The organism is Corallococcus terminator, from assembly GCF_003611635.1.
Taxonomy (GTDB): domain Bacteria; phylum Myxococcota; class Myxococcia; order Myxococcales; family Myxococcaceae; genus Corallococcus; species Corallococcus terminator.
Genome location: NZ_RAVZ01000189.1, coordinates 1 through 18,675 on the forward strand (window position 1 = coordinate 1; position 18,675 = coordinate 18,675).

The following is an 18,675-nucleotide window of genomic DNA, read 5'->3' on the forward strand; positions in this document are numbered from 1 at the left end:
CACCACGCCAGGCGCCTGTCGCCGCTTTAGAACCACCACCCGCCGCCCACGTCCGGTGCCACCCCGGAGGCCCGCACCGGGGACGAATCCCGGGCGCGCGTGAGCCACCGCCGCAGCCCGTCCTCGTTCAGCGAGGGGAACGTGTCGTAGACCTCCGCCACCTCGCGCAGTCCGGCCTTGAGCGTCAGCGCGTGCACCGCGTCCGCCCGGCCCCGGATGAGTTCCAGCGCGGCCGGGGTCGCCACGCCCACCGCCACGATGCGCTGACGGGCCCCCCGCTGCTGGAGCGCCAGGAGCGCCGCCGCCACGGTGGCCCCCGTCACCATCCCGTCATCCACCAGCAGCACCACGCGGTCCCGCACGTCCGGCGTCGGCCCGCCCCGGAGCTGCCGGGCCTGCTTCTCCACGTCCTCCAGTTCCCCGCGCACGAAGTCCTGGAGCGCCGTCCCGGACAGGGGCGACTGGGGCGCGGCCTGGGCATCCAGGAACACCCCTCCGCCCTCCGTCACCGAGCCCAGCGTGAGCTTGTTGCGGCCCGGGTGGCGCACCTTGCGCGCCACCCACAGGTCCAGGGGGGCCCCCAGCGCCCGGGCCACCTCCAGCGCCACGCTCAACCCTCCCCGCGTCAGGCCCAGCACGCGCACGTCCCCGGAGCGGTAGGGTGCGAGCACCCCCGCGAGCTTCTGCCCGGCGTCTGACCGATCCTTGAAACGCATCCAATCGCCTCCTCACGGAAGGTGCGCGTCCCCCGGGAACGTGGCGGCGAAGACACAGTCGACGGCTCACCTGCCGGGGTGCCCGGGAGGCCAGGGCACCGCGAGGGAAAGCCGCGCTAGGGTGGGGGCCCATGACGCAACCCGCCCTCGTCGTCGGCAGTGCCAGTCCCCACCTCGGCCGTGCGCTCGCCCAGGCGTTCGGCATCTCGCCCGTGGCCACGAAGATGGAGCGCTTCCCGGATGGGGAACTGCACATCGAAGTGCCCCCGGAGGCCATCCGGGGCCGCCGCGTCGTCATCCTCCAAACGTCCACGCCCCCGGTGGGCGAGCACCTGCTGGAATTGCTCCTGCTCGCGGACGCGTGCTGGCGGGCGGGCGCGGCCTCGCTGGAGGCGGTGATTCCGTACGTGGGTTATGCACGCCAGGACCGGCGCGCCCGGGCCGGTGAACCCCTGGGCGGCAGGCTGGTGGCCGACCTGCTGTCCCACGGCCGCTTCGAGCGCGTGTTCACGGTGGACCTGCACAACCCGGCGTTGGAGGGCTGCTTCGGCGCCCCGCTGGAGCACCTGTCCGCGCTGCCACTCCTGGCGGAGGCGCTGCGCCCCCACGTGTCCGACACGACCGTGGTGGTGGCCCCGGACCTGGGCGCGGTGAAGCGCGCGGAGGCGCTGGCGAAGCTTTTGGGCCGGCCCTGGGCGGTGGTGCACAAGGCGCGGCTGAGCGGCAACGACGTGGAGACGCTGGGCCTGCTGGGCCAGGTGCGCGGCATGCGCCCCATCCTGGTGGACGACATGATCTCCACCGGCGGCACGCTGGCGGCGGCGGCGAAGGAGTTGAAGGGCGAGGGGTGCGTGGACGACTTCATCCTGGCCACCACGCATGCCCTGCTGGTGGGCCCCGCGCTGGAGCGCCTGCACGGCGTGCCCGTCAAGCGGCTGGTCAGCACGGACAGTGTGGAACCCCGACAGGACCTGCCCTTTCCCCACCAGGTGGTGACGCTGGCCCCGCTGCTCTTGCGCGCACTCACGCCCGACGCGCGTTAGTGTGCCCGGCCATGTCCGACACTGTCCTGACGCAGCTCGACGCGGGGGTCCTCTCCGTTACCTTCAACCGGCCGGAGAAGAAGAACGCCTTCACCCACGCCATGTACGAGGCCGCCACGGCCGCCCTGCTGGACGCGGACCGCCGGGACGATGTCCGCGTGGTGCTCCTGTCCGGCGCGGGCGGCGCGTTCACGGCGGGCAACGACATTGGCGACTTCGTGGAGCACCCGCCCGCGGGCGAGGACAGCGCGGTGTTCCGCTACCTGCGCGCCCTGGCCAGCATGGCCAAGCCGGTGCTGGCCGCGGTGGAGGGTGCGGCGGTGGGCATTGGCACCACCATGCTCCTGCACTGTGACTACGTGGTGGCCGGGGACAAGACGCGCTTCTGCATGCCCTTCGTCAACCTGGGCCTGTGCGCGGAAGGCGCCAGCAGCCTGCTGCTCCCCCGCGCGGCGGGCTTCGCGCTGGCGTCGGAGCTGCTGCTGTTCGGCGACCCGTTCGACGCGGGCACCGCGCTGCGCGCCGGCATCATCAACAAGGCCGTCCCTGAAGCGCAGCTCAAGGAAGTGGCCACCGAGCGCGCCCGCGCCCTGGCCTCCCGCCCCGCGCAGGCGCTGAAGGTGACCAAGCAGCTCATCCGCGGCCCGCTGCGCGAGCAGGTGGAGACCACGATGAAGCGCGAGGGCGCGGAGTTCATCCAGCGCCTGCACTCGGACGAGGCCCGCGAGGCCCTCATGTCCTTCATGACGCGCGGCAAGAAGTAGCCCTTCGCCTTTCGCGAAGCCCTTCAAACAAGCCGGGCCCGCGTGACGTCACGCGGGCCCGGTGTCGTTTCAGCGCAAGGACAGACGGCCTACAGGGGCGCGGGCGGCGCCTGGGGCGTCTTCGCGGCCTTGCCGGAGAGGAAGGACTGGATGCTCTCGCCCTGCTTCTCCTTCAGCGCTCCGCACTGGTCGACGATCTCCATCACCTGATTGAGCACGCGCTCCGAACCGGGGAGCTGCTTGCCGCGAGGCTCGAAGAAGGCCGCCAGCTCCTGGCGCTTGCCCGCGTCACAGAAGCCCGCGCCGATGTAGGGCAGCCGCGAACCCATGCCTTCGGGCAGCAGGCCCGGCTTGCCCCCGGTGCCCACCAGCGTGTCGAAGTTCTTCATCACGAAGTCCACGGCGACGCCCTGCGTGCGCGGGTCGCGCGACGCGCCGAAGAGCAGCCACAGGCTCTCGCGCAGGTCGTTCCTGGGCTCCAGGAGCATCTTGAGGTTCTCCTGCACGAGCTGGGGGTCGCTCACCTGGGACAGGCCGCCCAGGAGCTGCTGGCGCGTGTAGCGATCCTTCTCTCCGCGCAGCGTCTCCACCAGCTTCGTGTTGAAGGCAGCATCACCGTGGTTCGCCGCGATGGAGAGCACCGGCCCCACCAGCTCCGGGGACACCGCGCGCCGGTCCTTCAGCCACTGGTCCGCCAGCGTGCGCGCCTCGGCGACGAGCTTCGGATCATGGCCTTCGTTGGCGGCGAGCTCCAGCAGGCGCGGCCGCAAGAGGCGCGTGTCCTCGGACTCGCCCGCGCGGGGCTTGAAGCCCAGCTTGCGCGCGCGCGGACCGAAGGTGTCGCGGATGTAACGGGCCCGCTCCGGCTCCTGCGCGGGCGTGAGCAGCCGCGTCGACACCAGGTCGAGCAGCTCCAGGCCGGCCTCCAGCACCTGCCGGTCCGGGTCCTCCGCCACGCGCGTGAGCAGCGGCAGGGCCTCCGCCGCGGGCAGCACGCCCGCCTGCGCCAGCGCCAGCGCGTCGCCCAGCAGCACCACGCGTTCGGCGCGGGACAGCTTCGTCAGGCCCGCCTTCATCAGCTTCGCGCGCGTGTCGTCCGCCAGCCGCACGCGGTAGTAGCCCGCGCCGTCCACGTTGGGGAACACCCACGCCGGGCACGCCTTGGCCTCCGGCAGCGGCAGCTCCGCCTTCGCCTCCGTCATCAGCGTGCACGCGGTGACGTCCTTCGTGGCGCCCGGGTACTTCACGCACACGGGCACCTTCCACGACTGGGCCATGTCCGGCGTCTTGGAGCCCAGGCGCATGTAGCGCTGCTGGGTGAGGGCCACGCGGGGCTTGCCGCCATCACACAGCAGGGTCGCGGTGATGAAGGGCGCGCCCGTCTGGTCCAGGAAGCTGTTCATCACGGAGCCCACGTCCTTGCCGGACTCGGCGGACAGCGCGTCCACGAAGTCCTTCGCGGTGGCGTTGCCGCCCGCGTGCGCGCGGATGTAGCGCTGGATGCCCTTCTGGAAGACCTCCCGGCCCAGCCACGCTTCGGTCATCGCCAGCACCGCGCTGCCCTTGCCGTAGGTGATGCCGTCGAAGGCGTTCTGGATGTCACCGTTGTTGCGGATGGGCTGACGGATGAAGCGCGCGGACACGAGGCTGTCCGCCTCCAGCGCGCCGTTGCGATGCTGCACGCGCTCCACCGGCCCGTCCCACGCGGGCTGCCACGACTCCACCATGCGCGGGGTCATCCACGAGGCGAACGATTCGTTGAGCCACAGGTCGTCCCACCACGCCATGGTGACCAGGTCGCCGAACCACTGGTGCGCCAGCTCATGCACCTGCACGTTCGCGAACGCGCGCTGGCGGCCCACCGAGTCGTCCTCCGGCCGGGACAGGATGAGGCGCGAGTTGAACGTGACGAGGCCCGGGTTCTCCATCGCGCCGCCCATCAGCGGCACCGCGAGCACGTCCAGCTTCTCGTACGCGTACGGGATGCCGAAGTACTTCTCCAACTGCTCCAGGATGTCGGGCGTCACCTTCGCGGCCCACGCGCCCTCGCTGGCGCGGCCCTTCGGTGTGATGATGCGCGTCTTCACCTGCTTCAGGCCGGCGTCCCGCGCGGGCAGGAAGTCGAAGGGACCCACGCCGAACGCGATGAGGTAGCTGGGCAGCGGCTGCGTGGGCGCGAAGCGGAAGATGCGCCAGCCGTCCGCGCCCGCCTCCTCCGCGAGCTGCGGCGTGTTGGTGACGGCCACGTTGCCCTGCGGCACGTGGAAGGTGAGCTGGAAGGGGACCTTGAAGGAGGGCTCGTCGAAGGACGGGAACGCGCGGCGGGCGCCCAGGGGTTCGAACTGGGTGTAGACGTACCAGTCGCCGCCTTCGTTGACGCGGAAGGCGCCGGAGGTTTCGCGCTCGGACGCCTTGCCCGTGTAGACGAGGCGCAGCTTCGCGCCGCCCACGGCCAGGGGCTTCTCCAGCGACAGGCCGAGGAAGTCCTCGCCGCTGGAGGACGGCTTCACCGCCAGCGTGACGCCGCCCTGCTCGATGGAGGCCTCCTTCACGATGAGGCCCTTGCCGTGCAGCCACACGTGGGCCGTGGGCTTCGCCACGTCGAGCGTGATGTCGGCGGTGCCTTCGAAGGTTTCGACCTTCGGATCCATCTTCAACACGATGGCGTACTGGGTGGGCCGCACGTCGGTGGGCAGCCGCAGTTCGGGCGGCGTGGGCGCGGCGGGGGCTTGAACGACCGGCGGTGTTTCGACGGCGCCGGGAGCGGGAGTGTTGCCCTGTCGGGCACCACATGCCGCGAGGAAGGTAACGGTGGCCAGGGCCACCGGACGGAGCAGGTTGGGCATGGCCGGGCAGTGTGTCGTAGACCGGCCGAGCAAGGTAGCGACGAGCAAGCGGTGCGTGGCCTTGCTGTCAGGTCGTGTTCGCGGTGGAGTGCGCCACCGTGTCCGCACCCCTCTCCTCCCATCCGTCCCCAGCGCAAACGAACACCCCTCCCGAGGGGAAGAAGCCGCCGGAGCACCTGCGCCGCATCATCGGCGAGCCCCCCGGCCCCATCGTGGCGTTGCTGACGCGCGGCGTCTGGGCGTTGCTCACCGCGTTGTCACTGGGAGCCCGGGATGCGCTGGCGCGCTTCGTGGGGAACCTGGCCTACACGCTGGGCATCCGCCGCAAGGTGGCGCTGGACAACCTGGCGCACGCGATGCCGGAGAAGAGCGAGGCGGAGCGACGCGCCATCGCGCGCGGTGCGTACATCACCATGGCGCGCGTGGTGGTGGAGTCGCTGCCGTCGGGCGACCGGCTGGCGCCGGACTGGGACCAGCAGGGCGTCGAGGGCGAGGAGGCCTGGGCCGCGCTCAAGGCGCACGTGGCCACGGGCAAGGGGGCGCTGCTGGTGACGGCGCACTTCGGCAACTGGGAGCTCCTCGGGCAGATGCTCATCCGCCTGGGCGTGCCGCTCAACGCGTTGGTGCGGCCGCTCAAGGGCGCGTTGAACACGCGCATCGCGGAGAACCGGCTGCGCGTGGGCGCGGGGCTCATCTATCCGAAGGGCGCCATCCAGGAGATCACCGACGCGGTGCACCGGGGCGAATCCGCGTTCATGCTGTTGGACCAGGCGTTGCCAGCGAAGTCGGCGGTGTTCGTGCCGTTCTTCGGAAGGCTCGCGTCCACGACGCCCGCGATGGCGGTGGCCGCGGAGCGCACGGGCATGCCGGTGTTCGTGGTGGTGGGCGTGCGTCCGCCGGGCCCGGGAGCGCGATTCAGGTTGGAGGTGGAGGGGCCCATTCCGGCCCCCGCGCCGGGCGAGTTCGCGGACCCCATCACCGAACACACGGCCCGGGTGACGGCGGGGCTGGAGCGCGCCATCCGCCGGCATCCGGAGCAGTGGCTGTGGCTGCACCGCCGCTGGAAGGTGCAGCCGCCTGCCGCGCTGGTGACCGCGGCCTCGCCGGGACTGACACAGGGCACGGTCGCCGAGCCGTCACGCAGGGACTGAGGAACGCGCGGTCATCGGGCGCGGTCTGAACCTGTCCGACTGTCGGACAGGTTGGGACGCCTCGCCCGCGGAGGGAGGCTTCCAGCCCGAGCCTCTCCCACCAGCTTTCGCGCCTACTCCACCACCACGCGGCGCAGGTGCGAGCCCAGGCGCGTGAGCAGCTCGTAGTGGATGGTCTGCGCCCAGCCGGACAGGGACTCGGCGGACACGGACTCCTCGCCATCGCGGCCCAGCAGCGTCGCCGTCACCGGGCGCTCGTCGGACACCGCGCGCGTCACGTCCACCATCAGGTGGTTCATCATCACGCGGCCCAGCACCGCGCACCGGCGGCCGTTCACCAGCACGTGCGCCTTGCCGGACGCGAGGCGCGGATACCCGTCGTAGTAGCCCACCGGCAGCACCGCGAGGCGCGTGGGCTCCGGGCAGCGGTACGTGCAGCCGTAGCCTACGTAGCTGCCCGCGGGCAGCCACTTCACCACCTGGCTTTTGCACCGCCACGACAGCACCGGCTTGAGCACCGGCAGCTCGCCCAGCACCAGCCGCGCCGACAGCCGCGTCTCCGGCGACGGCCACAGGCCATACAGGGAGATGCCCACCCGCGCGGCCTCGTAGCGCGCCCGGGGCAGCACCAGCGCGGCGGCGCTCGCGGCGATGTGGCGCTGCAACGGCTTCGCGGGCTTGAGCTGCGCCGTCAGGTGCGCAAGGCCCGTCTCGAACGCGTCCAACTGCGCGAGCGCGTACCCCTGCTCCGTCACGTCCTCCGTGTTGGCGAAGTGGCTGAGCACGCCCACCGTCTCGAACACGTCGGGCGCGTCCGCGAGGAACTGCGTCTGCTTCGGGAGCTGATCCGCCGTGAAGCCCTCGCGGCCCAGCCCCGTGTCCAGGTGCACGTGCACGCGCAGGGGGCGCGGAAGCTTCGCCGCGCGCAGGCCCGGCACCGCGTCCGCCCAGGAGCGGTCCGCCACCACCACGTCGATGCCCTCGCGCGCCAGGACGACGGCCTCCTCCGGGGACACCGCGCCCAGCACCAGCACCTGCCGCGCGGGCAGACCGTGCGCGGCTTCGTGCGCGCGCACCGTGAGCGCATCCCGCGGCGCGATGAAATAGAGGACGTCCACGCCCGCGTGCACCAGGGGCAGCACCTGCGCGAGCCCATGGCCGTACGCATTGCCCTTGAGCACCGCGCCCAGCGCCCGGGGTGTGGGCCCCGAGGACTCCAGCGCCCGGAAGGCCGCCACGTTGTGCCGCAGATGGGCCGCGCTCAACTCCAGCCACGAGGAGTGCACCGCGTCTCCTGGCCCGCCACCGACTTCTTCCACGTGCACACCTCCACACCATCCAGCACCACGGCTGCTTTTTTCCGTCTACCAGCAAAGCCCGGGCCATGGGCGGCCGTGGCCTGGGAGCCACGGGGGGCTGGATGCCACCCGGGCGGACAGGGGCGCGCGGGCGTCTGCCCTTTCCGCTGCGGGAGGCGTGCGGGGGTGGACAGGCGTGCGCCAGGAGCGTGTGCCGGGGGACACCGACCTGGGGGGAGACCGTTGCGAGATGAAGCGGGGTTCGGCGGCGTGACAGGGCGCGGTGATAGTGTGTTGTCGCGTGGCCCTCCCGGATTTGCCCCTAGCCCAGGCGTTCATGACCGCCCGAGGAAGAGCGGAGCCGGCTGGTGCCCTGCCCGTTCTCCAGGAGCGACTGGCGGCGGCGCTGGAGGCGGCCCGTCAGTCCTGGCCCGGGGTGGCGTTGGAGGGCCCGCGCTTCGCGGCGCATCTGGCCCGGCTGATCCCCGCCGAGGGCAACGAGGAAGCCTGGGGCAAGCTGCACATGACGGACGTGTACCTGGCGCGGGCGGCGGCGGACGGCCTGCCCACGGCGCTGGCCACCTTCGAAGCGCGCCTGATGCCGGAGGTGGACGCGGCGGTGTCCCGGCTGAAGTTGCCCGCCGCGGGCCTGGACGAGGTCCGCCAGATGTTGCGGCAGCGGATGCTGGTGGGCAGCGCGGAGGCGCCGGCGCGGCTGGCCGCCTATCCGGGCACCGGGCCGCTGGCGGGTTGGGTGCGCGCGGCGGCGCTGTGGCTGGCGCTGGACTGGCAGCGGCAGCGCTCGGGACAGGCGCAGTCGGAGGATGGAGACCTGTCGATGCTGGTGGCGCCGGGGGATGACCCGGAGCTGGCGTACCTGAAGCAGACGTACCGGGCGGAGTTCAGCGCGTCGTTCCAGGCGGCGCTGGCGGCCCTGTCGGCGCGGCAGCGCAACTTCCTCCGGTTGAAGTACCTGGACGGGCTGGGCATCGACCAGTTGGGGGCGCTGTACGGCGTGCACCGCTCCACGGCGGCGCGCTGGGTGGTGGGGGCGCAGGAGGAGTTGCTGGACGGGACGCGGCAGCGGCTGACGGAGCGCCTGCGGCTGACGCGCTCGCAGTTGGACAGCGTCCTGAGGCTCATCTCCAGCCAACTGGACGTGAGCCTGAGTCGGTTGCTGCGCTCCCATTCCGAGTGACGCGGCGCGCGAGCCCTGCCCTGGAAGCCAGGGACCCGAGAAACCGGGCAGGGTGGACGCGGCCAGTGCGTTAAAGAGGAGCTGGGATGCGAACGCTCTTCATCGGGGATGTGCACGGCTGTTCCAGCGAGCTGGATGCGCTCCTGAAGGCTTGTGACTGGAGTCCGGCGGACCGGGTGGTGCTGGTGGGGGACCTGGTGGCGAAGGGACCGGACTCTGCGGGGGTGGTGCGAAGGGCGAGGGAGTGCGGGTTCCGGGCGGTGAAGGGCAACCACGACGCGCACGTGCTGCGCTGGCACGCGGGCCGCGCGGCGAAGGGCAAGAAGCTCAAGCCGGAGCACCGGCAGGTGTTGGACACGCTGACGGCGGAGGACTGGGCGTACCTGGCGACGCTGCCCGCCTACGAGCACTTCCCGGAGCTGAACGTGGTCGCGGTGCACGCGGGCCTGGTGCCGGGGGTGCCCCTCTCCGAGCAGAAGGAAGAGTTCCTGCTGAACATGCGCAGCATCGCGGCGGACGGAACGCCGTCGAAGCGGCTGGAGGCGGGCGAGCCGTGGGGCAGCCTGTGGACGGGGCCGGAGCTGGTCGTTTTCGGCCACGACGCGATGCGCGGATTGCAGAAGCACCCGTTCGCGCTGGGGCTGGATTCAGGCTGCGTGTACGGCGGAAAGCTCACCGCGTATGTCCTGCCGGAGGGGAAGTTCTACTCCGTGACGGCGGCCCGCGCGTATATGGCGCTGTAGGGCCGGACGCTAGAGTCGGGCCACCTTTCACCGGGGGAAACGGATTGATCCGCTCGATTCAAGGCATGACTGTCGTTGTCGCTGCGTCGCTGCTCTCCGCGTGTCCGACCTATACGGTCACGCGCTATTCGGTGTCCGTCGACAACGTGGAGGCACTCCGCACGTTGCAGCAGAAGTACCCGCGGGGCGCGCTCAAGGTGTCTGACTTCCTTTCGGAGTCCGGGGCCCAGCGGGAGATCATCTGTCGCGGCGTGGGCCCGGTGGCTCCGCCGGACCAGAAGTCCTTCGAGCAGTATCTCCAGGCGGCCCTCAAGGATGAGCTGCGCATGGCGGGGGTCTACTCGGACAAGAGCAAGGTGGAGATCTCCGCGAAGTTCCACGAGCTCGACTTCAGCTCGGTGGACGGCACCTGGAACCTGGCCGCGCTCGTCTCCGCCAGCTCCGTGCAGCCCTTCCAGGTGTCTCACGTGGGTAGCTTCACCAGCAGCCCCATTGGGGAAAACGCCTGCACCCTGACCGCGCAGGCCTTCATGCCCGCCGCCCAGGACTTCGTGAAGAAGCTGGTCTCCAGCCCTGGCTTCGAGAAGGCCTTCGCCGCGTCCGCGGAGGCGAATGCCCCCGCGCCCCAGGCCGTTCCCGGCACCTGAAGCCAGCGCGGTTTCACGGTCATCCATCCCAGGCAGCTCCGGGATGGATGACGCATCAAGCCAGACCGTGTGCGCTCCAAGTGTCTTCCGCACTTACCCGTAGCTCTGCCATATTCCGTGGAGGTCATCTTTTTCCGGAAGGGTTGCAACATGCTCCGCACCTCGTGCCTCGTCAGCGCCGTGCTCCTCGTGAGCGCCTGCCAGAAGCCCCCGGAGCCTTCCGCGACTGATTCCCTGCCCGTGCCCCCGGTGGCGGTAACGCCGGTGAAGGTGGCGCCGTTCTCCCTCTCCGTGCTCCAGGACGCGGCGCCCTCGGGCTGTACGTGGCTGCGCCTGGAGTCCGACGGCAGACGCAGGGCCCTGGTCACGGTGGACGCGGCGTGTGACGGGCTCCAGCTCGCGTGGAGCGCGGATGGTCAGCATGCGGCCGTGCGCGACCCGGGTGGCAGTGCCCGGGGGCCCGGGCGCGTGTGGACGGTGGACCTGACCTCTGGCCTGGCCTCCGCGCAGTTGCTGCCGGAAGACGGCCTGACGGGCGCGGTGGGCTTCGATTCGGTGGGCCGGCTGGTGGCGCTGGTGGCGCATACCGGGGACCTGGTGCGCCGCGAGGAGGGCTCGAAGGAGTTCTTCCTCTTCGAGGGCCGGCGCATCCCCGTCCCGGAGACGGAGGAAGGCGCGGGGCTGGCGCATGCGTTCCGCCTGGAAAACGGCGCGTGGAAGCGCATCGAGACCGTGGCCACGCGCGATGACGCGGACGCCGTGTTCGCGCTCACCACCGCGGAGATGCTGGTGTCCTCCACCGTGTCCGGGGATCCGGATGCGCTGGCGGTCCAGCCCCTGGACGAGGGCAGCCAGGAGGCCGCGCGGCTCGACGCCGTGGTGGCGCACCGGGGCCACGACGTGTTCGGCGGCTGGGCGCGCGTGGAGACCCGGAGCGGTCCGCTCTACTCCTGGCAGACGGCGGGCGAACTCACCACGCTGATGATGCCGGTGCGCTGGGAGGTGGACGACGGCCGCCTCGCCGAACCCCAGGGGCTGGCCCTGCCCGCCCAGAGCCCCGTGCATGCGATGGCGCGCGGAGACCTGATGCTGCTCTCCGGCACGACGCAGGCGCGCGTCTATGACCTGGGCTCCAAGCGGCTGGCCGCGTCCTTCGATGGCTTCCGGGGCGCACGCTTCTGGCCCGCCGCCAGCCCGCTGGTGCCCCACGGCGCCACCGCTGCCTCCGGGCAGCAGTAGGCGCCACGGGCTTCCGACCGGAGCTCAGCTGTCCGACATGCCCTTGAATGCCGCGAACATGATGGCCGCGTAGCCGCCGCCACAGAGGCAGCAGGAGAGCACCGGCGCCAGGAGCGCGCCCGCTCCGGCGGTGCCCCAGGTGGTGCGGTGCAGCGTCCGGTACGTCACCACGCGCAGGCCCATGGCCCAGAAGGGCGCGGAGTAGAGGGCCACGAAGGGGATGATGCCGACGATGTAGGGCGCCAGGGAGAGCGCGTGCGCGCGCAGCGTCACGGAGAAGCCGCGCTCCACGCCGCCCATGCGCAGGACGAGGTGGTCCATGCCCGCCAGCACGAACGTCATGCCCGCGTTGAAGAACGGCATCGCCACCGCCCACGCCAACATCCCCAACACCAGGAACAGCTTCGCGGTCGAGGACCCCATGGGGTTCGCCTCGGTGTTCGCCTCCGGTTCGGGCACGAACGCCAGGATGCCGCCGAAGATGACGGCGTAGAGCAGGCCCGTCGTCACGAAGCCCGCCACCCCTGTCAGCAGCACGAAGCTCATCGAGCTGCCCACTGGCGCGTCGGGGTTGATGCCCTTGAGCGTCTCCGTGGGCCGCATCAACATGCCCACACACGTCTGCCAGAACGCCTTGAGCGTCCCCAGCTCCTCACGCCGGTCCCAAGGCACCGTGCCCATGGGCGCGCGGTCGTGGCAGCTCGCGCACACCACGCCCTCGGGGCCCTGACGCAGGCAACTGGCGCAGGCGAACGCGCCGCAGCGGGAGCACGTGGCCACGCTCCGCCACTGCGGATGCACCGCGCAGACAGGTTCGGAGCTTCCAGGGGCCGGGGCCACCAGCAGCGACGCACCACACGCGCCACACGTCTGCGCACCGGGAACGAAGGGGGACTGACACGAAGGACAGGAAGGCGTCATCGCCGCGCATCCTCGCATGGCCCGGCCCGCGCCGAGCATGCGGCCTTCCGGGACGCACGCACCGCGCGGGCGGACCCGCGCTCACGTCGGAGATGGCCGGCCCTGAGGCACGCGTCGATTTCCACACGCCCGAGGCCAGGGCTCCGGGTGGGTCCCAGCTCGCCGGCCCACGAGCACACGGCCCTGCCCTACGGCTCCGGCGGAGCTTCCGGATCCACCGGCACCGAGGGAGACGTCGTCCCACTGGGAGCCTTGTCCGGCGCGCTTCCGGCGGGCGCCACCATGCCCGGCGGACGCGGAGCCCGGGCCTCCTGCGCGGCGCGGACCTGCCGCGCCCGCTTCGCCTGTCCCAGCGCCACCTTCGCCGCGCCCGGGTCCCCCAGGGCCCGCTCGCGCTTCGCCAACGCCTCCCACAACTCCGGCGCATCCGGATGCAGCGTCACCGCCGTGCGCAACAGCCCCCTCGCCACCTTCGGCGAGCGCGTGTCCAACAGCCTTCGCAGGAAGCCCGCGGGCGACAGCACCAGCGACCCTTCCGGCGTCTCGAACGCCTCGCGCACGTGCGGGCCGGCTTCCGCTTCCCGGTCCGCTTCGAGCAACCCCACCGCCTGCGCCAGGTGCGCATCCATCGACTCCGGATGCAGCTCCGTCGCGCGCTCCAGCCAGCGCATGCGGTCCGTCGGCTTGCGCTTCGCCCGGTCCGCCAGCGTCAGCAGCTCATCCGTGTAGTCCGGCCGCACCGAGGGCGCGCGCACCGCCGCCTCCTTCAGCGAGGGCCACAGCCGCTCGGGGTCCTTCACGTCTTCCAGCCGCGAGCGCCGCAGCGTGGGCACCTCCGCGCGCTTCCACCCCGCGACGAAGCGGGCCACGTCGTCCCGCACGCCCTTGCTGAAGCGCTCCGTCTCCGGGCACTTCAGGGTTTCGCACGCGGCCAGGTAGTCCGCGAAGAAGGCCGCCGCGCCCTGCGTCCGGTACGAGCGCAGCCGCTCCACGCCCAGCACCTTCTCCACCGTGGCCGCCATGTGCGCACCCACGCGGATGAACAGGGATTCGCCCCGGGGCTCGTGCGCGCCGCGGATCCGCTCCATCGCGCCCCGCGTGTCGCGCGCGATGGCGGCCCGCTCGAACAGCGCCGTGACCTTCGCGAACGCACCCGGCAGGTCCGTCTCCGGCGGCAGCGTGCCGGGGCCTCGCGTGGCCCAGTCGTGGTACGCGAGCCCGTAGCTCGCGAGCCGCCCCATGCCCTCGTACGCCACCGCGTCCACGGGGTCCGTGAAGTGGCCACCCCGGGCCGGCGCGCCTTCGTCCAGCACCGTCTCCATCAAGCGCAGGGACAGCCGGCGCAGCCGCTTCGCCTCGTCCTCCACGTTGGTGGCCAGCGCGATGGCCGTGTCCTCCGCCGGCAAGAGCACCAGCAGCGTCGTCGTCTCCGGCTGCCCGCCCGCGTGCGCCACGATGTAGTGGCCCCGGAGCGGATAGGTCGCGAAGCCCATGCCGTAGTCGGTGATGCGCCCGTCGCGCGTCACCATCGTCGCCTGCATGCGTCCCATCGTCTCGCGCGTCACCAGCGCGTCGTCCAACACCGCGCGCGCGAAGCCCAGCAGGTCCTCCACCGTCGCGCGCGTGCCTCCGCCCGCGAAGCGGCTGGTGACATCCAGGAAGCGCGACGGCTTCAGCGTGCTGCCCGCCACGCGGTAGCCCACCGCCTGCTCCGCATCGCGGGTGCTCAGCTCGTCCAGGTCCGCGTGGGACATGTGCGCGGGAGCGAAGACGTGGTCGCGCAGGTACTCGCGGTAGGACTTGCCCGACGCCGTCTCCACCGCCGCGCCCAGCAGGTTGAAGCCCCACGTCGTGTACAGGTAGCGCGTGCCCGGCTCCGACGTGAGCGGACGTTCGGCGAACAGACCGATGGCCTCGCGCGTCGACACCGGCTTCGTGTTGTTGCCCGCGCTCGGGCTGTCGTAGGTGGGCACTCCGCCCAGGTGTCCCAACAACTGCCGCACCGTCACCGGCCACTGCTTCACCGGGTACTCGGGCACCAGCGTGCGGATGTCCGCGTCCAGGTCCAGCTTGCCTGCCTGCGCGAGCTGCAACACCGCCACCGCAGTGAAGGACTTGGTGATGGACGCCATGCGGTACGTGGTGCGCACCGTGGCCGGCAGCTTCTTGCCCAGGTCGCGGTAGCCGAAGCCACGCATCCACCGCTGGCCCCCCCGCATCACGCCCACCGACAGCCCCGCCGTCGGTCCCTGCTTCAGGTCCGCGCGCACCAGCGCGTCCAACGCGCGCTCCACCTCTGGCGGGAACTCCGTCACCACCTTCGCGCCTGGCTCCGACGCGGGCGCGACAACCTTCGCGCCTGGCTCCGACGTGGGCGCGACGACCTTCGCGCCTGGCTCCGACGCGGGCGCCTTCGCCTCGGCGGGCGCCTGGGCGGGAACCGCCAGCGAGGGCGACGCGACGAACAGCCACAGCGCGACGAATGCACGCCTCATCGCACGTCCTCCGCGGTCCGACCGCTTCCATCCCCGGGCCACGGCGGGGCCTCCTCGCGCGAGGACGTGAGCGGCGGCGCCAGCTCCGTGCCCTGCTCCACCCAGCCCCTGAGCAACGCGTCCGAGACCAACTGCCCCAGCAGGTCCAATCCCTGCCCGCGCGGGTGCACCAGGTCGTCGTGCATGAACCCCGCCTGATTGAAGCGCGCGAGCGAACCCGCGCCGCCCATCGCGGCGAACAGGTTGAAGAACCCGCAGCCTTCGGCGAGGGCCACCTCGCGCTCGGCGGTGATGGCGGACTCCAGGAACGGGCGCTGCACCAGGGGCTTGCCCTGGACGTGTCCGTCCTGCACCGCGTCCATCGGGCCCACCACCAGACACGCGCTGTCCGGCGATACGGCCCGGGTGCGGCGCAGCAGGGCCGTCAGGTCGCGGCGCACGGTGTCCAGGTCGGTGCGCTTCCACTCCAGGCGCTTGGACTCGTTGCCGCCCAGGAAGAAGAGCAACAGCTTCGGGTCTCGCTGCACGAGCTGCGCCTTCAGCGCATCCTCTTCAATCCGGGCGTACAGCGTGGCATCCGCGGACGGCACGCCGAGCATGTCCAGCACGATGCCGGGTCCGTCCTTCTCCAGCACCACGCCCTGGACGATGGCGCCCTTGCCCTCGGCGGTGACGTCCAGCCACTTCGCGCCCACGGGCAGCTCGAAGGTCGTGGTGCGGCTGGCCCCGTCCCCCTGGGGCTCCGTGCGCGCCAGCACCGCGCCGTCCACGGACACGACGAGCCGGCCCGCGTCCTCCACGTCCTTCCACCACAGCGTCCCGCGCGGCTCGCCCTCCAGCTTGAAGCGCCCCCGGGCCCGGGCCACGGTGGCCACGTGGTACACGCCGGTGATTCCGAACGGGTGCGGTGGCGCGCGCAGCTCACCCAGCGTGCGCGGCTCCCAGCCATTGCTCACGGCGGCCGTGCGCGACCGTCCGCCGTACGGCGCCATGCGGTCCACCAGCAGCACGCCACGTCCCGCGCCACCAAAGCCGTGCACCAGTTCGTCGCGCACCACGTCCACGATGCGGTCCCCCGCGATGAGCGAGTTGCCGAACGCGGCGATGACCGTGGGCTCCTTCGTCGCATCCGAGGCGCCCGTGACCAGCCCATCCAACGCGGCGAAGAACGGCGTCAGCGCGGAGCGTGCGCACCCGGTGGCGCCGGGCTCAAGGCACGGATCCTCCACCGCGCCCCCCGGCGTCATCAGCCGGTTTCCCAGCGAGCGCAGGCGCTGACCCCGCTCGGTGGTGGGCGGCAAGGCGCGGAACGAACCGCGAGGGGACGTCGTCCCGGTGCGGTTCGCGTCCTGAGAAGCCAGCACCGCCGACGACGCATCCATCGTCCGCGCGCGAGCACCGGTGAGAGTGGCCTCCCGCGACTGGGAAGCCTCCGGGCTCGCATCCACCGCCCGTGCGCCTTCCACGCGAGCCACGACCGGCCGCGCGGCGTCGAGCGAAGCACCCACCGGCGCTGCCGCCCCGCCGGGCGCATCCGTCGCGGACGCCCCAGCCCCGCGCGGTGACGCCTGGGCGGACGCATCCGCCGGCCGAGCCACTTCGGCGGACGACGCGGACTCCGGACGCACGGGCGGCGACGCGGCGGACTTCTCCAGCGGCGTCGTGAGGGGGAAACGGTGAGAGGGTGTGCGGGACTCGCACCCGGGGAGCAGGGCACCCGCCAGGAGGGCGAGCAGCCACGCCCGCCCGCGCCCCCGCGAGACTTCGGGAACCGTCATGTGACCCCCGAGCGTAGACGAAAGCGGGGACCTGCGCATGTTCCCCACCTCCTGCCTGGTCGCCCCGCGGGCCACTTCGCCTGGGCGGGAGACCGGGGCATCCGTCCAGCACTGCACGCTGCAGGCAGCGGTGGCGCCTTGGAAAACGGCAAGCTCCGCCCCTGGTGCGAATGCACGGTCAGGCCGCGAACATGCGCCCTTCCCACACCGCGACGCGTCCCCAAATTATCCGCCGCGAACATGGGGAAGAACCGACTGACAACGTGGACGAAGCTCCACCGACGCTTTGGCGACCACGTGCGCAGCATGCGCACCCGTCGCGAGTTGACCCAGGAAGCGCTCGCCGAACGCAGTGACCTGTCCGTGGATGCCATCCGCCGCATCGAACGCGGCGGGTTCTCTCCGTCGCTCGACACGCTGGGCAAGCTGTCCGTGGGCCTGGAGGTGTCCCTCAAGACGCTCTTCCACTCGTTCGACATGGAACGCTCCGACGGCGTGGCGGAGATCTGCGACTACCTCGCGTCCCGCTCCGGACCGGAAGTGAAGCTGGCCTGGCGCGTGCTCCAGGCCATGTTCGACAAGCCCTGAGCGCCCCCCGGCTGCCGGTCGCACCCGGCAGATGTTCCCTGTCCCGCCGGACGCGACTGCCCTATGGGTCGCTCACCATGAGCCGCGCGCCCCCCACCCTCCTCATCGTCGAGGACGACAGCGACCTGCGCGACGCGCTCGTGGAGATCCTCACCGCCGAAGGCTTCCACGCCGTCGCCACCGCCACCGGGGACGAAGCGCTCACGTGGCTGGAAACCCATCCACCCCCGGCGCTGGTCATCCTGGACATGTGGACGCCGCGCAGGGACGGTTGGCTGCTGCTGGACTCGCTGCACCTGCTGCCCACGCTGGCGGACATGCCCGTCGTGGTCATCAGCGCCGGTGAGGAGAAGCACCCGGCCATCCGCGAAGTGCTCCAGAAGCCCTTCGACCGCGACCTGCTCGTCGCCTGCGTGCGCCGGTTCGTGCACGCCCTGCACTGAAGGGCGCGCGGCCCTGACGCGCTCAGGTTCCGCGCGTCGTATTGCCCAGCCGTCCCGCGACGGTGGGGTCCAACCGGAACGAATCGAAGAAGCGGTCCGCGTCCTTCGGCGGGCGCCCCTCCGGGTGCAGCAACAACTGCTGGTACAGGCGCGGGCCCACCATGAAGAAGCGTCCGCGCAGGCGGCGCGGGCCGGACAGGCCACCCACCTCCTGGCCCGGAAAACCCCCGTCCATCTGGACCGGCTTCGCGGAGATGCCCGTGGCGCCCAGCGCCTCCAACGCCCCCTGGCTGGCGCGGCTCACCACGTCGCGCGGGTCCACCTGGGCCACCGCCGCGGGCGGGAAGTCCGTGTAGGAGACGTAGTAGGCGGTGTCCTCCGCCGTGCGCGCGGCGATGAACGTGTGCAGCGTCACCTCGCCCACGTCCGTGGGCTGCACGCGCCGCTCCTCGACGACGGGGCCGGGGAACGCCACGCTGAAGCCCCCTTCCGTGGACTGGACGACAGCGGGCGGCGCCTGCACGGGCTCGGCGGCGGCCTCGGGCGGCGCGGACTGCGTACGCCCCGCGCATCCCCCCAGCACCAGCAGGGCGGCGAGCGGTACGGCCCGGCGCGAAATCTTCATCATCCAGACGGCTCCTGACGTTGGTGCCGCAAGGTACGCCCTGCCCCGTCCGGGCGCATCCCTTTGCCGTCCCGAGCCCCCCGACGACGCGCGGCAGGCAACGGTTGCCCCGCCGCTTCAGTGCACGGCGCCGGGGCCTTCGCTCGCGGAGGGCTCCTCTTCGTCGGAGGGGGCGGGCAC

The 18,675-nt window shown here is 71.8% G+C and carries 16 protein-coding genes; 9 read left to right on the forward strand and 7 right to left on the reverse strand.

The annotated features are described in order from the left end of the window. Nucleotides 1–26: 26 nt before the first annotated feature. The gene (locus tag D7V88_RS24805) at nucleotides 27–716 is read right to left on the reverse strand and encodes a phosphoribosyltransferase (protein ID WP_120543124.1); all 690 of its coding nucleotides are present in this window, start codon (nucleotides 714–716) and stop codon (nucleotides 27–29) included. A 131-nt stretch (nucleotides 717–847) separates the two neighbouring features. On the opposite strand from D7V88_RS24805, the gene D7V88_RS24810 reads away from it, so the two are divergent. Together D7V88_RS24810 and D7V88_RS24815 are read left to right on the forward strand one after the other, a co-directional pair. Beyond that, nucleotides 848–1,759: a ribose-phosphate diphosphokinase gene (locus D7V88_RS24810; protein ID WP_120543125.1), complete on the forward strand. Its 912-nt coding sequence runs from the start codon at nucleotides 848–850 to the stop codon at nucleotides 1,757–1,759. Nucleotides 1,760–1,770: 11 nt separating this feature from the next. Continuing rightward, nucleotides 1,771–2,523 (forward strand): enoyl-CoA hydratase, encoded by a 753-nt coding sequence (locus D7V88_RS24815; RefSeq protein ID WP_120543126.1) that lies wholly within the window; start codon nucleotides 1,771–1,773, stop codon nucleotides 2,521–2,523. An 89-nt stretch (nucleotides 2,524–2,612) separates the two neighbouring features. Here D7V88_RS24815 and D7V88_RS24820 read toward each other — a convergent pair whose 3' ends face one another. Then, entirely contained in the window at nucleotides 2,613–5,369 is a 2,757-nt protein-coding gene (locus tag D7V88_RS24820) for a M1 family metallopeptidase (protein WP_120543127.1), read from the reverse strand. A 98-nt stretch (nucleotides 5,370–5,467) separates the two neighbouring features. Here D7V88_RS24820 and D7V88_RS24825 point away from each other — a divergent pair, with 98 nt between their 5' ends. Further along, nucleotides 5,468–6,520 carry a lysophospholipid acyltransferase family protein gene (locus tag D7V88_RS24825; RefSeq protein ID WP_244238371.1) on the forward strand — a complete coding sequence of 351 codons (1,053 nt, stop codon included), beginning with the start codon at nucleotides 5,468–5,470 and terminating at the stop codon, nucleotides 6,518–6,520. 113 nt (nucleotides 6,521–6,633) lie between these two features. Here the strand turns inward: D7V88_RS24825 and alr are convergent, their stop codons facing one another. Further along, nucleotides 6,634–7,845 carry an alanine racemase gene (gene alr, locus D7V88_RS24830; RefSeq protein ID WP_120543128.1) on the reverse strand — a complete coding sequence of 404 codons (1,212 nt, stop codon included), beginning with the start codon at nucleotides 7,843–7,845 and terminating at the stop codon, nucleotides 6,634–6,636. Between the two features lie 310 nt (nucleotides 7,846–8,155). Here alr and D7V88_RS24835 point away from each other — a divergent pair, with 310 nt between their 5' ends. From D7V88_RS24835 to D7V88_RS24850, 4 genes are all read left to right on the forward strand, one after another. Then, the gene (locus tag D7V88_RS24835; protein WP_120543129.1) at nucleotides 8,156–9,016 is read left to right on the forward strand and encodes a sigma-70 family RNA polymerase sigma factor; all 861 of its coding nucleotides are present in this window, start codon (nucleotides 8,156–8,158) and stop codon (nucleotides 9,014–9,016) included. An 86-nt stretch (nucleotides 9,017–9,102) separates the two neighbouring features. Next, nucleotides 9,103–9,759, forward strand: coding sequence for a metallophosphoesterase (locus D7V88_RS24840; RefSeq protein ID WP_120543130.1), 657 nt, complete (start codon nucleotides 9,103–9,105; stop codon nucleotides 9,757–9,759). A 65-nt stretch (nucleotides 9,760–9,824) separates the two neighbouring features. Continuing rightward, nucleotides 9,825–10,406: a hypothetical protein gene (locus D7V88_RS24845; RefSeq protein WP_120543131.1), complete on the forward strand. Its 582-nt coding sequence runs from the start codon at nucleotides 9,825–9,827 to the stop codon at nucleotides 10,404–10,406. A gap of 150 nt (nucleotides 10,407–10,556) precedes the next feature. Further along, nucleotides 10,557–11,645 carry a hypothetical protein gene (locus D7V88_RS24850; protein ID WP_120543132.1) on the forward strand — a complete coding sequence of 363 codons (1,089 nt, stop codon included), beginning with the start codon at nucleotides 10,557–10,559 and terminating at the stop codon, nucleotides 11,643–11,645. Between the two features lie 24 nt (nucleotides 11,646–11,669). Here the strand turns inward: D7V88_RS24850 and D7V88_RS24855 are convergent, their stop codons facing one another. From D7V88_RS24855 to D7V88_RS24865, 3 genes are all read right to left on the reverse strand, one after another. Then, the gene (locus D7V88_RS24855; RefSeq protein WP_120543133.1) at nucleotides 11,670–12,566 is read right to left on the reverse strand and encodes a zinc ribbon domain-containing protein; all 897 of its coding nucleotides are present in this window, start codon (nucleotides 12,564–12,566) and stop codon (nucleotides 11,670–11,672) included. 188 nt (nucleotides 12,567–12,754) lie between these two features. Then, complete coding sequence (locus tag D7V88_RS24860) at nucleotides 12,755–15,061, reverse strand: serine hydrolase domain-containing protein (protein WP_244238372.1); 2,307 nt, start codon at nucleotides 15,059–15,061, stop codon at nucleotides 12,755–12,757. Beyond that, nucleotides 15,058–16,839 carry an SGNH/GDSL hydrolase family protein gene (locus D7V88_RS24865; protein WP_244238373.1) on the reverse strand — a complete coding sequence of 594 codons (1,782 nt, stop codon included), beginning with the start codon at nucleotides 16,837–16,839 and terminating at the stop codon, nucleotides 15,058–15,060. Before D7V88_RS24865 ends, D7V88_RS24860 begins: the two co-directional genes overlap by 4 nt. Before the next feature lie 240 nt (nucleotides 16,840–17,079). On the opposite strand from D7V88_RS24865, the gene D7V88_RS24870 reads away from it, so the two are divergent. Together D7V88_RS24870 and D7V88_RS24875 are read left to right on the forward strand one after the other, a co-directional pair. Next, on the forward strand, nucleotides 17,080–17,427 hold the full coding sequence (locus D7V88_RS24870) for a helix-turn-helix domain-containing protein (RefSeq protein WP_120543135.1): 348 nt from the start codon (nucleotides 17,080–17,082) through the stop codon (nucleotides 17,425–17,427). 77 nt (nucleotides 17,428–17,504) lie between these two features. Next, nucleotides 17,505–17,870, forward strand: a complete 366-nt coding sequence (locus D7V88_RS24875) for a response regulator (protein WP_120543136.1) — start codon at nucleotides 17,505–17,507, stop codon at nucleotides 17,868–17,870. A gap of 22 nt (nucleotides 17,871–17,892) precedes the next feature. On the opposite strand, the gene D7V88_RS24880 is transcribed toward D7V88_RS24875, so the two are convergent. Then, a complete protein-coding gene (locus D7V88_RS24880) occupies nucleotides 17,893–18,498 on the reverse strand; it encodes a tudor domain-containing protein (protein ID WP_244238375.1) in 606 nt (201 codons plus the stop codon). Between the last annotated feature and the right edge of the window lie 177 nt (nucleotides 18,499–18,675).